The organism is Flavobacterium sp., from assembly GCF_049318185.1.
GTDB lineage: Bacteria > Bacteroidota > Bacteroidia > Flavobacteriales > Flavobacteriaceae > Flavobacterium.
In genome coordinates, this window is record NZ_JBMOGV010000056.1 from 1 (window position 1) to 14,957 (window position 14,957).

Annotated in this window: 10 protein-coding genes and 1 pseudogene; 10 read left to right on the forward strand and 1 reads right to left on the reverse strand. The window is 32.2% G+C overall.

The features are described 5' to 3' along the window. On the reverse strand, window positions 1–1,026 hold a 1,026-nt coding region (locus ACOYLT_RS06710; protein WP_422853100.1), incomplete at its 3' end, for a substrate-binding domain-containing protein. A gap of 185 nt (window positions 1,027–1,211) precedes the next feature. On the opposite strand from ACOYLT_RS06710, the gene ACOYLT_RS06715 reads away from it, so the two are divergent. The 10 genes and pseudogenes from ACOYLT_RS06715 to ACOYLT_RS06760 form a co-directional block, all read left to right on the forward strand. Continuing rightward, window positions 1,212–2,255 (forward strand): PfkB family carbohydrate kinase, encoded by a 1,044-nt coding sequence (locus ACOYLT_RS06715; RefSeq protein WP_422853091.1) that lies wholly within the window; start codon window positions 1,212–1,214, stop codon window positions 2,253–2,255. A gap of 10 nt (window positions 2,256–2,265) precedes the next feature. Further along, window positions 2,266–2,715 (forward strand): YhcH/YjgK/YiaL family protein, encoded by a 450-nt coding sequence (locus tag ACOYLT_RS06720; RefSeq protein WP_422853092.1) that lies wholly within the window; start codon window positions 2,266–2,268, stop codon window positions 2,713–2,715. 3 nt (window positions 2,716–2,718) lie between these two features. Next, entirely contained in the window at window positions 2,719–3,378 is a 660-nt protein-coding gene (locus tag ACOYLT_RS06725; protein ID WP_422853093.1) for a bifunctional 4-hydroxy-2-oxoglutarate aldolase/2-dehydro-3-deoxy-phosphogluconate aldolase, read from the forward strand. A gap of 7 nt (window positions 3,379–3,385) precedes the next feature. Next, complete coding sequence (locus tag ACOYLT_RS06730) at window positions 3,386–4,210, forward strand: SDR family oxidoreductase (RefSeq protein WP_422853094.1); 825 nt, start codon at window positions 3,386–3,388, stop codon at window positions 4,208–4,210. Between the two features lie 29 nt (window positions 4,211–4,239). Then, window positions 4,240–5,400, forward strand: a complete 1,161-nt coding sequence (gene uxuA / locus ACOYLT_RS06735) for a mannonate dehydratase (protein WP_422853095.1) — start codon at window positions 4,240–4,242, stop codon at window positions 5,398–5,400. Window positions 5,401–5,406: 6 nt separating this feature from the next. Beyond that, window positions 5,407–6,816, forward strand: a complete 1,410-nt coding sequence (uxaC, locus tag ACOYLT_RS06740; protein WP_422853096.1) for a glucuronate isomerase — start codon at window positions 5,407–5,409, stop codon at window positions 6,814–6,816. A gap of 44 nt (window positions 6,817–6,860) precedes the next feature. Next, window positions 6,861–8,234: an MFS transporter gene (locus tag ACOYLT_RS06745; protein ID WP_422853097.1), complete on the forward strand. Its 1,374-nt coding sequence runs from the start codon at window positions 6,861–6,863 to the stop codon at window positions 8,232–8,234. A gap of 52 nt (window positions 8,235–8,286) precedes the next feature. Next, complete coding sequence (locus ACOYLT_RS06750; RefSeq protein WP_422853098.1) at window positions 8,287–9,960, forward strand: hypothetical protein; 1,674 nt, start codon at window positions 8,287–8,289, stop codon at window positions 9,958–9,960. 80 nt (window positions 9,961–10,040) lie between these two features. After that, on the forward strand, window positions 10,041–14,138 hold the full coding sequence (locus tag ACOYLT_RS06755) for a two-component regulator propeller domain-containing protein (RefSeq protein WP_422853099.1): 4,098 nt from the start codon (window positions 10,041–10,043) through the stop codon (window positions 14,136–14,138). 234 nt (window positions 14,139–14,372) lie between these two features. Beyond that, window positions 14,373–14,957: pseudogene (locus ACOYLT_RS06760) on the forward strand (glucuronyl hydrolase); the annotation flags it as partial.

Sequence of the window (14,957 nt, forward strand, 5' to 3'; positions counted from 1 at the left end):
TTTTAAAGAAACAGCATTCTCCTTAACTATGATTTCTAAAGGAATATAATTAGTTATTTCAATTTCTTCCTTTAATACTAATTTTTTGTAAAGATTATTTATACCTAAATAACCCTGTTCCTCAGGTTTTTGATTGATTAAAAAATCAATAAAGCCTTCATTGAGACATTCTAAATTTTGCTGTAATAAATCATAACCTACAACCCGAATATCTTTTAAATTATTCTCTTTTAAATATTTGGCGACAATATAAACTCTTGAATTTGGAACAAAAACACTATTTATTCCATCAAACATTTTATTTGTTAATTTGTTTGATTCAGAATCCTTGATACTAATTTCAGAAAATTTAAAATTTGAAAGTTCTTGATTATCTTTGAAAAATGAATAAAATCCTTTAATCCTTTGTAAATAAACAGATGTACTTTCTATCTCGCGTGTTATTTTCATTATTAAGACTTTAGTTTCTGTTTTAATTCCAAAACTAATGAGTTTACCAGCCAAATAACCACTTTGATAGGCATCTTGACCTATATAATCTAATCCTCCAATTTCAGGAATATTAGAATCAATCATAACAATTGGTATGTTTTTAGTTTTGAATTCCTTTAAAAAAATAATGGATTCATCATAAAATATTGGAGCAAATAACAAGCCGTCAAATTCTTCTTCTAAAACTTTTTTTGCTTGTTTTTTGAATGATAAGGAATTGTATTTATAATAAAAATATTCCATTTTTACTCCAAATCTTTCAAATTCTTCGGCAGCTTTTTTAATGCCCAATATAGGAGCTAACCAATATTCTAATCCATCATGTTGGGGTAAGAATACTGCAAATCTGAATTTTTTATTAAATGCTAAGTTACTTGCGTAAATATTTCTCTGATAGCCATATTCTTTTACAATAGCATTTACAATATCAATATTTTCTTGGGAAACTTGACCTCGGTTGTGAAGTATTCGGTCAACTGTTCCAACAGAAACATTAGCAAGTTTAGCTATTTTTTTTATTGTTATGATGGCAATTAGTTTAAGTTAAGCATCCTGTAAAGTTTACAAATTTAATTTTTTATTTAAAATTATTGAAATAAAGTAATTTATAATATTTTTTATTTAGTTTTGTATTCCCGTGTACGTGCACGATGAATTTTTGTTTTTTTAATATTTAACTATAAACCCTTTTATTAATTTAATAAATAAATAGTAAGACCATGTCTAAAAAAGTAGTAACATTTGGTGAGATAATGTTAAGATTAGCACCACAAGGATTTTTAAGATTTTCACAAGCAGACAATTTTGATGTAGTATATGGAGGAGGAGAATCAAACGTAGCCGTTTCATTAGCTAATTATGGAATTCCAGTTGATTTTGTAACCCGTTTGCCAAAAAATGATATTGGCGAATGTGCCATGATGGAAATGCGCAAAAGAGGAGTTGGTGTAGATAAAATTGTGTGGGGAGGCGAGCGTTTAGGGATTTATTTTCTAGAAACGGGTGCTGTTAGCAGAGGAAGTAAAGTCGTTTATGATAGATCGCATTCATCTATGTCAGATATCCAACCCGGCATGGTGAATTGGGAAGAAGTTTTTCAAGGTGTAAATTGGTTCCACTGGACAGGAATTACTCCGGCCATTTCACAAAGTTCTGCCGATGCCTGTTTAGAAGCGGTTAAAGTGGCTAGCAAATTGGGAGTTACTATTTCAACCGATTTAAATTACCGTGCCAAACTATGGAAATACGGTGGCGATCGTGAAGCAATTATGACCGAGTTAACATCCTACTGCGATGTGATTTTAGGAAATGAAGAAGATGCCGAGATGCATTTCGGAATCAAACCAGATGGTGCAGCAGTTCAAACACACGGTCATGATGTAAAAGCAGAAGCATTCTTATCAGTTTGCCAACAAATGATGAAAAAATTCCCAAGAGCAAAAAAAGTAATCACCACTTTACGTGGTTCTATTTCGGCATCTCACAATACATGGGCAGGAGTTTTATATGACGGAAAACAAATGTTACAAACACGTCAATACCAAATTACCGATATCGTAGATAGAGTAGGTGGAGGCGATTCCTTTATGGGAGGATTAATTTACGGATTATTGACTTACCCAGATAACGATCAAAACGCTTTAGACTTTGCAGTTGCCGCTTCTTGCTTGAAACACACCATCAAAGGAGATGCGAATTTAGTAACTGTAGATGAAGTTAATAAACTTATGGGAGGTGATGCTTCTGGTAGAGTTGCAAGATAAGTAAGAAATTATGGTAATAGATACGCTAAATAACGCTCATAAATACTATAATTTACACCCTTCATTTGCAAAAGCTTTTGATTTTTTACATCAAAATGATTTGTCAAATCTAGCCGAAGGAGTAACAGAAACTCCAGAAGGATTGAAAGTAATTGTGAATACAGCTAATGGTAAAACCCAGGAAGTAAGTCTGTCAAAATTTGAATGTCATGATAAAAACATCGATATTCAAGTATGTGTAAAAGGACTAGAAACTTATGGTTGGAAACCAAGAGAGAAATGCGCAACGCCAAATGGAGAATACAATCCAGATAAAGATGTGCGTTTTTTTAGTGATGCACCCGATATGTTTTTTCAATTAACAGATGGACAATTTGCTGTTTTCTTTCCAGAAGACGTACACGCTCCAATGATTGGCGAAGGCGAAATAAAAAAAGTAGTAATTAAAGTTAAAATATAAATTATGAGTTCTATCCAAAAAGTATCGGATGCTATAGTTGCACAAGGAATGCTGCCGTTGTATTTCAATGCAGATGAAACAGTAACATTAGAAGTATTAAGAGCCATCTACAGAGCTGGAATAAAAGCTGTAGAATATACAAGTAGGGGTGATGCGGCATTGAGCAACTTCACTAAAATGGTAGAAGTAAGAAATGCTGAAATGCCCGATTTATTATTAGGAATCGGAACTATAAAAAACTTAAAACAAGCTGAAGAATATTTTGCTGTTGGTGCTGATTTTTTTATTAGTCCAGGATTTGTTCCAGAAGTAGGGGCATTTTTAAAAAGTAAAGGAGTTTTATACAGCCCAGGCTGTATGACGCCTACAGAAATTATAGCAGCCGAAAACGCTGGAATTCATTTTATAAAACTTTTCCCTGGGAACATGTTAGGACCAGAATTTTTAAGTGGAATTAAAGATTTATTTCCAAAGTTATTATTCATGCCAACAGGCGGTGTGGATACAACCAAAGAAAATATCGGGGGCTGGTTTAAATCAGGGGTTTCTGCCGTAGGAATGGGAAGCAAATTAATCAGTAAACAATTAATGGCTGATAAAGATTATACGACCATCGAATCGGAAACCAAAAAAGTTTTAAGCTTAATTCAATCAATAAAATAATATACAGATGAAAACAGTAGTTATAACAGGTGCTGGTGGAGTATTATGTAGCACATTAGCGAAAGCTTTGGCAAAACAAGGACATCAAATAGCATTATTGGATTTGAAAAAAGAAGCTGCAGATCAAGTTGCGAATGAAATCAACGCAGCTGGAGGAAAGGCAATTGGTGTTGCTGCAAATGTATTAGAAAAAGAATCTTTGGAATCTGCAAAGAAAGAAGTCAACGAAAAATTAGGAAGTTGCGATATTTTGATAAACGGAGCTGGAGGAAATCACCCATTGGGAACTACCTCGAATCCATTTTTATTGGAAGAAGACATGCACAATACTACCGAAGGATTCAAAACGTTTTTTGATTTGGATGCCGAAGGAATAAAATTTGTTTTCAATCTAAACTTTATCGGAACTTTATTGCCAACACAAGTTTTTTCTAAAGATATGATAGGGAAAAAAGGATGTAGTATTTTGAACATTTCATCAATGAATGCTTTTACACCTTTAACAAAAATACCTGCATACAGTGGAGCAAAAGCTGCTGTATCGAACTTTACACAGTGGTTAGCAGTACATTTTTCAAAAGTAGGAATTCGTGTGAATGCCTTAGCTCCAGGATTTTTCTTAACCGATCAAAACCGTGCCTTATTAACAACCGAAAATGGTGCATTAACACCAAGAGGAAATTCTATCATTGATCAAACTCCTATGGGGAGGTTTGGTGAGCCAGAAGATTTAGTAAGTACCACCTTGTATTTGTGCGATGACGCTACCTCTTTTGTAACAGGAGTTGTTATTCCTATTGATGGAGGTTTTAGCGCGTTTAGCGGAGTTTAATATAGTGTAAAATTTTATTTATATAAGTTATGGAACAAACATGGAGATGGTACGGACCCAATGATCCCGTTAAATTATCAGATGCCAAGCAAGCCGGTGCAACTGGAATTGTAACCGCCTTGCACCATATTAAAAATGGTCAAGTGTGGGAAGTGGATGAAATCATGAAGCGAAAAAATGAAGTGGAAGTGGCGGGATTAACATTATCTGTTATAGAAAGTATTCCTGTTCACGAAGACATCAAAAAACAATCGGGCGATTATTTGAAATATATTGAAAATTACAAGCAAAGTATCAAGAATTTAGCGACTTGCGGAATTAATATTGTTTGTTATAATTTCATGCCTGTTTTAGATTGGTCTCGTACCGATTTGTCTTATGAAATGCCTGATGGTTCGAAAGCGTTGCGTTTTGATATCAATGAATTCGCTGCTTTTGAATTGTTTATTCTAAAAAGACCTGGTGCTGAAAATACGTATACTGATGCTCAAAAAGCCAAGGCGAAAGTAACTTTTGAAAAGTTATCTGATGCTGATAAAATCAAATTACAACAAAACATTATTGCTGGTTTACCAGGAGCTGAAGAATCCTATACTGTTGAAGATTTCTTAAAAGTACTTCAAGGTTATGACGGTATCGACGCAGCTAGATTGAAAGAAAATTTATACTATTTCTTACGTGAAATTATTCCTGTCGCAGAAAGTGCTGGTGTTTTAATGGCGATTCATCCTGACGATCCTCCTTATCCAATTTTAGGATTACCAAGAGTAGTTTCCACAGAAGCTGATTTAATTCAATTACTAAATGCAATTGATTCTCCATCCAATGGATTTTGCATGTGTACGGGTTCTTACGGTGTTATTGCCGACAATGATTTGCCAGGAATTGTAGACCGTCATGGAGAAAAAATGAATTTTATTCACCTGAGAAGTACGCAACGTGATGAAGAAGGGAATTTCTATGAAGCCAATCATTTAGAGGGCGACGTTGATATGTATGAAGTAGTAAAATCAATTCTGAAAAAACAAAAAGAAACCAATAGAATCATCCCGATGCGCCCTGATCACGGGCACCAAATGCTTGACGATTTAAACAAAAAAACAAATCCTGGATATTCAGGAATTGGTCGTTTAAGAGGTTTGGCAGAATTGCGTGGTTTAGAAATGGGAATTGAGAAAAGTTTATTTTAATTTACAATGGCTGAAAATATATTTATTACGGATGATTTTTTACTGCACAGTCCAGCGGCAAGAACCCTATACCACGATTATGCAAAAGCACAGCCAATTTTTGATTACCATTGTCATTTGTCTCCAAAAGATATTGCCGAAGACCGACAATTTGAGAATTTAACTCAAATATGGATTGAAGGTGATCATTATAAATATAGAGCCATGCGCGCCAACGGTGTTGATGAAAAGTTTATTACTGGCGACGCAACTCCTTATGATAAATTTCTTAAATGGGCAGAAACAGTCCCATATACTTTGAGAAACCCTCTTTATCATTGGACTCATTTGGAATTGAAGAATTATTTTGGAATCACCACGTTATTGGATTCAGATTCTGCGCAAGCAATTTACAATGAAGCAACAGCTTTATTACAAAAACCGGAGTACAGTGTTAGAAATATTCTTCGTAAAATGAATGTAAAAGTCGTTGGAACAACAGATGATCCTACTGACGATTTACGATTCCACAAAAAAATCAAAGAAGACAATTTTGAAATTAAAGTTCTTCCTTCCTTTCGTCCCGATAAAGCAACAGAAATAGAAAAAGGACAAGATTTTCTAGATTGGATTCAAAAATTAGCAAAAACAGTTGGTTATTCGATCACTGATTTTTCAAATTTAATAAAAGTACTTCAAGAGCGTCATGATTTTTTCCACGAAATGGGATGTCGAATTTCTGATCACGGACATTCAAATTTCTATGGAGAAGATTATACAGAAACTGAAGTACATATTATTTTTGCTAAAGCGATGAAAGGCGAGTCAGTTTCTGTTTTGGAGATTAATAAGTACAAATCAGCCGTTTTATTTGAATTGGCTTTGATGAACAAGAAAAAATCTTGGGCGCAGCAATTTCACGTCGGTGCCATCAGAAACAACAATGCGAAAATGTTGCAGGATATTGGTCCCGATCAAGGATTTGATTCGCTTGGCGATTTGAACATGGCGGATAATATGAGTAAGTTCTTTGGAAGATTGAGCCAATGCGACGGTTTGACCAATACTATTGTGTACAATTTGAACCCTCGTGATAGTGAAATGTTTGCCTCTATGGCGGCTAATTTTAACGATGGAAAAGTAGTTGGAAAAATGCAATATGGAGCGGCATGGTGGTTTTTAGATCAAAAAGACGGTATGGAAAAACAATTAAATGTACTTTCGAACTTTGGATTGCTGAGTCGTTTTGTTGGAATGGTAACCGATTCACGTAGTTTTCTTTCTTTTCCTAGACATGAATATTTTAGACGTATATTGTGCAATGTGCTTGGAGACGAAATTGAAAAAGGGGAGTTACCTGATGATATGAAGCTCATAGGGTCAATGGTAGAGAATATATGTTATAAAAATGCTGTTGCCTATTTTGAAATAGAATAATTAAATTACAATTATACAAACTAACCAAAACCAAAAAATTACCAATGAAAGAAACTAATATATCAATAGGAAAATACAGGTGGACCATTTGTGGTTTACTGTTCTTCGCAACTACAATAAATTATTTAGACCGTCAGGTATTGAGTTTATTGGCTCCAAGTTTATCTGAAGAATTTGGTTGGTCCAATACAGATTATGCTAATATTACGGCTGTTTTTCAGTTTATCTATGCTATTTCCATGCTCTTTGCAGGCAGAATAATTGATAAATTAGGAACAAAAAAAGGATATATTTTAGCCATTATAGTATGGTCTATCGGGGCAATAATGCATGCTTATTCTTTACCTGTTGGAACTGCTTTTTCAACCTTCATGGTATGGATTGGAGTTGGTGCTGTGCCAATATCCATAGCTGGTTTTATGTTGTCTCGTGCTGTTTTAGGATTTGGAGAATCAGGAAATTTTCCTGCTGCAATTAAAGCTGTTGCTGAGTATTTTCCAAAGAAAGAGCGATCGCTTGCCACAGGAATTTTTAATTCTGGGTCTAATGTAGGAGCTATTTTAGCGCCACTTACTGTTCCTGTAATTGCTGAATATTATGGTTGGGAGTTTGCTTTTATTTTAGTTGGAGCTATTGGATTTATATGGGTTATTTTCTGGTTTTTATTGTATGAAATACCATCCAAACAAAAGAAATTATCAAAAGCAGAATACGATTATATTCACGACACAGAGTCTCAAGTAGCTGAAAAAACAGCAACTCCTGCTGAAGAAAAAGTAGCTTGGTTCAAACTTTTCGGTTACAAACAAACTTGGGCTTTTGTATTTGGAAAATTTATGACAGACGGTATTTGGTGGTTTTTCCTTTTTTGGTTGCCTAAATATCTTGAAGCACAATTTGGAATGAAAGGTACCGATATCGTCCTACCATTAGCAGTTTTATATAGTATGACCATGGTGGGAAGTATTGGTGGAGGTTGGTTTCCTATGTACTTCATCAATAAAGGGCACAATCCATATGAAGGAAGAATGAAAGCCATGTTAGTTATTGCTATATTTCCATTAGTGGTTCTATTAGCACAACCACTTGGTCACATTACTTTTTGGATTCCAGTACTTTTAATTGGGATTGGAGCTTCTGCTCACCAAGCTTGGTCGGCTAATATTTTCACTACAGTTTCTGATATGTTTCCAAAAAAAGCTATAGGTTCTATTATTGGAATTGGTGGAATGGCGGGTGGTATTGGAGGTGTTTTAGTTTCAAAGTTAGGTGGCGCTTTATTTGATTATTATGATGGGTTAGGTCATATTCAAACGGGTTATTCTATTATGTTTGCAATTTGCGCTCTGGCTTATTTAGTTGCATGGTCAGTAATGAAAGCACTTGTCCCTAAATACAGTCCAATAACAGATTTGTAATTATTCAATTTGAAATAAATTTTCGATAAGTTTTTGCTTAATAATTTAAAAAATGAATTCAACCACTCACATATACAGTTTAATAATGAGACAATGTGTTGTTTTGTTTTTAATTATTATAAATCCATCACAACTTTATTCGCAAGAAACACCACAAATAATAAGTCAGAAAGAAGTCTACTCTCAAAATTTCTTACCTGATTTTAGTTATGCTGGTTATCATTTTGGAAATGCTAGTTTACCTGAAATAAAGGAAAAAGTAATTTTAGCTAATGATTTTGGTGTTAAAGCAAATGATAATTTAGATGATTCCAAAGCGTTGCTTAAAGCTTTTAAAGCAGCACATGAAGTTGCTGGAAATGTAGTTTTACAATTGCCAGCTGGAAAAATAATTTTAAGTGATATCTTATATGTTGAACGCAGTAATTTTGTGTTACGGGGCGCAGGTTCTGGAAAAGAAGGAACTGAAATTTTCTGCCCTCGCCCAATGATGTATTTGAAAGAGCAAGAATCATTAGCTGAATTAAGGGAATATTTAACTTCAACAGGAAAAAGACAAGTTGAAAAAGAGAATAATATTGATTTGCCTTTTTCACAATACGCATGGTCAGGAGGATTTATTTGGACACAAGTACCGAACCAACGTGTTAAATCATATATGGAAAAATATGATACTCCACCCACAGTTTTGGCCAAAGTCATTCAAGGAAAAAGAGGTGAAAAAGAGTTCCTAGTTTCTGAAGTAAATGGATTAAAAGTTGGAGATGTGGTAGAATTGGATTTGTTCAATAAGGAAGGAGAAAAAGCGGAAATAATCGAAGCTTTATATAGAAATTCCAAGACTAAAATCGGTAACTCTCATTGGAAGCAACCCAATTTGGCATTAGTTAGACAGCAAGTTGAAATTGTATCAATTTCAAAAAATAAAATTACAATTAAAACTCCATTATTACTTGACGTAAAGCCAATTTATCAAGCACTTTTGATAGAATGGAAACATTTGTCGGAAGTAGGAATTGAACATTTGAGAATTAGTTTTCCAGATGCCGCAAGAGTAGCACATCATGTGGAGCAAGGTTATAATGGTATTTTTTTAACCCGAATTTTTAATAGTTGGGTTAAAGACGTAACTGTTAATAACGCGGATAGTGGAATTTTAACAGAAGAAATTGCTAATGTAACGATTCGAGATATCGTTACAGAAGGTAAAAATATTGCTCATTATACTGTGGCAATGGGTGGGGTTCATAATGTTTTGGTAGAAAATTTGAAGGTCTATAATAAGGCGGTTCATCCTCTAAGTTTTAATACTTTTTCTACTAAAAATGTATATGAAAATTGTGAGATTTTTACTGACCCTGATTTAGACCAACATGCAGGAGCCAATCATCAGAATTTATTTGATAATATTAAAGTGCATTTTGAAGCTAACGCTGATAATAAATATCCTCTTTTTGAAGGAGGAGGCGCTGGTTATTGGAAACCATCACACGGTGCGTATTCCACTTTTTGGAATATTAATGTGGAAGTTACAGGAGGTGACTCATTAGTTCCAATTGAACTTAACGGTATGGATGAAGGTCCCTTCGCCAGAATAATTGGAATAAATGGAAACAGAAATTTTACAGTTAAATATGGTCCAGATGCTTATATAGAATTTATAAATAAGCCCATGGCGAAAATTCCATCTTTATATGGTTATCAATTAAAAAAACGACTAAAGTAATTTTTTTGTTTATCAAATTTTAATAAACTAATTTCACTATATGATTAAATAATTTTAATTATTTTTCAGATCAGTAAAATATGAAAAACCTTCTACTATTTTTCCTTTTTATTTTTTTTACTACCAGTTCTTTCTCTCAATATAACCGGTATAGATTAAAAAATATTACAACTGTAAATGGACTTTCTCAAAGTTCAGTTATTGCTATTCATCAAGATTTACAGGGGCAAATGTGGTTTGGAACTCGCGATGGCCTTAATAGATATGACGGAAGCAGCATCACTGTTTTTCGAAACAATCCTAAAGATACTTTGTCAATTTGTAATAATGATATTCTTTCACTGGAAGGAGATAAAATGGGGAATATATGGGTAGGAACTTATAATGGCCTTAATTGTTATAACCCAGTCACCAATATATTTACGCATTATTTGCATGGCAATGCCTCTAATACCTTGTCTAACAATACAATTTGGAATATTAAAGAAATTAAAAATGAAATTTGGATTGCTACTTCAGTAGGACTGTCTATTTTTAATAAAAAGTCTCAAAAATTCACCTCTGTTTTTCATAAATCAAAGTCTAATTTAAGTCTCCCAAATAATTTTGTTTTATCCATATATGAAACAAAAAAAGGGGTAATTTGGATAGGGACTTCTAAAGGATTGTGCCGATTAATTAGTCGTAAAGGCAATACTTTTCTATTTAAAAAATATTATACATCAAAAAAAGAAAGTGTTTATGTTCAAGACATTAAAGAAGATTATTTAGGAAACATATGGGTTGCTACCAAGAATAATGGACTTTTAAAATTGGATCCGACTTCAAAACAACTACTTCCCTTTTCGATAAACCAAAATCAAATTGATGCTGATGTAAGAACTTTAGATTTTGACAAAAAAGGAGTTGCCTGGGTTGGAACCTATGAGGGTATTAGTACTATTCAAAACGATGGAAGTGTTCAAAAAGTTTATAATAATCCTGATAGAAAGACAAGTTTTGGGAAAATTAAATCAGTTTTTACAGATAAAAAAGGTTCCGTATGGATTGGATCTTATTACAACGGAATTAGTATTTGGGATGAATCGAATAACAATTTCACCAATTTGAATCAAAATTCTGGAGTAAGTGCACTTAGTTATGATGTTGTAAGTTCATTGGCTGCTGATTCAAATAAAAACATATATATAGGAACCGAAGGCGGTGGAATTACTGTTTTAGATAGTAAAACGGGAATTACTTCAAAAATCAATTCGGCAGCATCTAATGGTATTTCCGTTGACAACATAAAATCAATGTGCCTCTCATATACTGGTATTCTTTGGATTGGAACTTTTACGGAAGGATTGGCAGCTTATGATGTAAAATCTAAAAGATTTATAAACGATAAAATTGCGCCCGAATTAAAGAGTGTACTCAAAGAATCTGGTGTATATGTAATAAAAAAAGGGCGTAAAAATGATGTTTTTTGGTTAGGCACATTCGGCAAAGGATTAATTAGATATGATAGTTCAAATAATACCTATCAAATAATTGGCAACGATAATTATTCCGATAATTTTTTGACAAACAATAGAGTCAGAACTTTGTTAATTGATAAAAAAGATAATTTGTGGATAGGAACTCAAAGCGGACTTAATGTGATAAATCTCAATGATTTTGACAACAAAACCTATCACATAAAACACTATTTCTTTGATAACAAATTACTCTCAGGCGATGATATTTTATCATTGTTTCAAGATAAAAAAGGTAAAATTTGGATAGGAACAAAGGCAAAAGGTCTTTATAATTTTGATGGCCTAAATTTTCATAAAATAAACATTAAAAAAAGCGATTCAGAAGTAACAGCCATACATTCTATTTCTGAAGATGATACTAATAATTTATGGATGAGTTCCAATTATGGTATTATAAAATATAATTTAGCAAATAAATCTGCCTTTATTTATGACCAAAAAGACGGTTTAGTAAGTAATGAATTTAATGATAATGCCTTTTTACAACTTGGGTATAATAAATTCTATTATGGAGGCCCTTCTGGTATTACCTATTTTGATGCCAAAAAAATCCCAGTCAATAAATATTCACCTCAAGTTATTTTAACCGATTTTAAAATTGCCAACAAATCTATTAATGTTGCTAACGAAAATGACATTTTAGAAAAAACAATTGCCTTTACAAAATCACTTACTTTAAGTTATGACAAAGCTAATTTTACTATAAATTTTGCAACTCCAAATTTTATAAATTCTACAAATAATCAATACTCCTATAGACTGGTAGGATTAGATAATGAATGGACTACGTCTTCAAATGCTTCAGCAACTTTTACTATACAAAATTCAGGAACCTATGTTTTTGAAGTTAAAGGAGCTAATAATGACGGAATCTGGAATGCTGTTCCAACTACTTTAGAAATTGTTGTAAAACCTGCGCCTTGGAAAAGCTGGTGGGCACTTTCATTATATGCAATTTTATTATGGATTTCTCTTTATGGTTTGGCATGGATAATAAAATCTAAAGAAAAATTGCGTCAGGAATTATTATTAGAATACAGAGAAAGTGAAATAAATAAAAAAGACAACAGCGCGAAACTTCAGTTTTTTACAAATATTTCTCATGAGTTTAGAACTCCCCTAACCCTAATTTTAGGTCCATTACAACAAATTCTTTTGAACTACAATGGTTCAAATGAAATGTATAAAAAACTCCGAGTTATAGAAAGCAGTGCCAATCATCTTTTGAAATTAATCAATAGGTTAATGGATTTTAGAAAGTTTGAAAATAATCAATTTGTACTAGAAGCTGCTGAAGGAAATATTGTAAAATATATAAAGGAAATCTTTTTATCGTTTACAGAATATGCCAAAGATGGTGGTTATAAATTTACATTTGAATCTTCTCATGAAGAAATAGTAGTCTATTTCGATAGATTTAAACTAGAACGCGTATTCTACAATTTGATTTCAAATGCCTTTCGATATACTCCAAAAGGGGGAGAAATTATTGTAAGAATTAAAAAAGAAAGAAATGAAGTTATTGTTGAAGTGGAAGACAACGGAATTGGTATTGCTAAGGAACATATTGAAAAAATATTTGACTTGTTTTTTGAAATCCCAACCAATAATCAAACTCAAATAAATTATAATAAAGGAACTGGTATTGGATTGTCTATTGTAAAAAACATTATAAATCTTCATAAAGGAACTATAACTGTTGAAAATAAAAAAACAAAAGGAGTTATTTTTAAAGTAGTAATGCAACTTGGAAGATACCATCTTTCTGATGAAGAAATAATTAAAGATTTTAAAATAAGCGATGATGTTGCACAATATGAGGTTCAACTAGATTTGCCTGAAATTAATGACGAGCAAGATATAAATGACCTAGATGTTGCTGATGAAAAACTAACTATTTTAATTGTAGAGGACCACAAAGTTTTAAGAACCTTTATGAAAAATCTTCTGAAAACAGAATACAATGTCATCATTGCTGAAAATGGTGCAATTGGATTAAAAAAAGCATTAAAATTTCTTCCCGATTTAATTGTTAGCGATGTAATTATGCCTGAAATGGTAGGTACAGAATTGTGTGCTAAAATTAAGGAAGATATTAAAACAAGTCATATTCCTGTTATATTACTTACTTCCCGATCTTCATTGATTTATAAAATTGAAGGATTAGAAAGTGGGGCAGATGATTACATCAGTAAACCATTTAACTTAATTGAATTTAAATTAAGAATAAAAAATTTGCTTGCATCTAAACAAAGATTAAAAACTAAATTTTCATCGGAAGATAATTTTGTTCCAAGCGAAATAGCAGTTTCGTCTCTAGACGAACAATTGTTAAAGAAAGCTTTTAAAGTTGTGGAAGAAAATATCTCAAACGAACAGTTTGATATTCCTTTCTTTTGTTCAGAACTAGGTGTAAGTAGAACGATGCTTTTTACTAAAATAAAAGCATGGACTAACTTTACTCCAAATGAGTTTATTCTTGAAATTAGAATGAAAAGAGCAGCGCAATTATTAGAGCAAAATAAAATAAACATTTCACAAATTAGTTATAAAGTTGGGTTCAATAATCCTAAATATTTTAGTAAATGTTTTCAAAAAAAGTTTGGTGAAACGCCATCACAATACTTAAATAAATTCTCTAACGATTCAAAAACTTAAGATAAATAATCTTTTTTTGTCACTTTCGTATTTTTGAATACCCTATTTTGGATTTTAGAAATCCTATCTAATTCTATATTTGTTCGATGAAAATCAAGAAAATTAAAATTTACTTGCTACAATCAATTTTGATAGTATTAATAATCTCTTTGAGTTTATTGTTAATACGTTTTTTTTAGTTGTGCAAATTGATTTGTTTTTTTGATTACTATTAATTAAATATTTAATTACTCTATGAAGAAATTTAATTCTTTATTTTATATAATTTTATTTACAACAATCAATTTTAATTGTAAAGCACAGTATAATCCAGTTACTACTTCAATTAAAGAAGAAATCAATTCTAGATTTTTAAAACTTTTAGATTTTCCAATTGATTCAGTTTCTATTCCTAGAAGCATGGTTTTATCATCTGGAGTAGTAAAAAAAGTAAAGTCAAAGGATTGGACAAGTGGTTTTTATGCAGGTAATCTTTGGCAGATTTACAATCTAACGGGAGATATTAGATACAAAGAAAAAGCTGCTTTGTGGAATGCGTTTATTGAAAAAGAAAAATTTAATAACACTACACATGACATGGGCTTCAAAGTATATTGCAGCTTTGGGAAAGGGCTTATGGTTGAAGATAATAAAAAATATAAAAATATTATTGTTAAAAGTGCTCAAACATTAGTTACAAGATTTAATACTAAAATTGGTGCTATACGATCTTGGGATCATAACAAAGAATCATGGGATTTTCCTGTAATTATTGATAATATGCTTAATTTGGAATTGCTTTTTGAAGCCTCAAAAATTTCTGGAGATAAGTCTTTCAGA

Excerpts from the sequence above, each read along its gene's own strand:
- ACOYLT_RS06750 (WP_422853098.1), top strand. The coding sequence starts at position 8,287 with ATGAATTCAACCACTCACATATACAGTTTAATAATGAGACAATGTGTT.
- ACOYLT_RS06755 (WP_422853099.1), top strand. The coding sequence starts at position 10,041 with ATGAAAAACCTTCTACTATTTTTCCTTTTTATTTTTTTTACTACCAGT.
- uxuA (WP_422853095.1), top strand. The coding sequence starts at position 4,240 with ATGGAACAAACATGGAGATGGTACGGACCCAATGATCCCGTTAAATTA.
- ACOYLT_RS06730 (WP_422853094.1), top strand. The coding sequence starts at position 3,386 with ATGAAAACAGTAGTTATAACAGGTGCTGGTGGAGTATTATGTAGCACA.
- uxaC (WP_422853096.1), top strand. The coding sequence starts at position 5,407 with ATGGCTGAAAATATATTTATTACGGATGATTTTTTACTGCACAGTCCA.
- ACOYLT_RS06725 (WP_422853093.1), top strand. The coding sequence starts at position 2,719 with ATGAGTTCTATCCAAAAAGTATCGGATGCTATAGTTGCACAAGGAATG.
- ACOYLT_RS06715 (WP_422853091.1), top strand. The coding sequence starts at position 1,212 with ATGTCTAAAAAAGTAGTAACATTTGGTGAGATAATGTTAAGATTAGCA.
- ACOYLT_RS06720 (WP_422853092.1), top strand. The coding sequence starts at position 2,266 with ATGGTAATAGATACGCTAAATAACGCTCATAAATACTATAATTTACAC.
- ACOYLT_RS06745 (WP_422853097.1), top strand. The coding sequence starts at position 6,861 with ATGAAAGAAACTAATATATCAATAGGAAAATACAGGTGGACCATTTGT.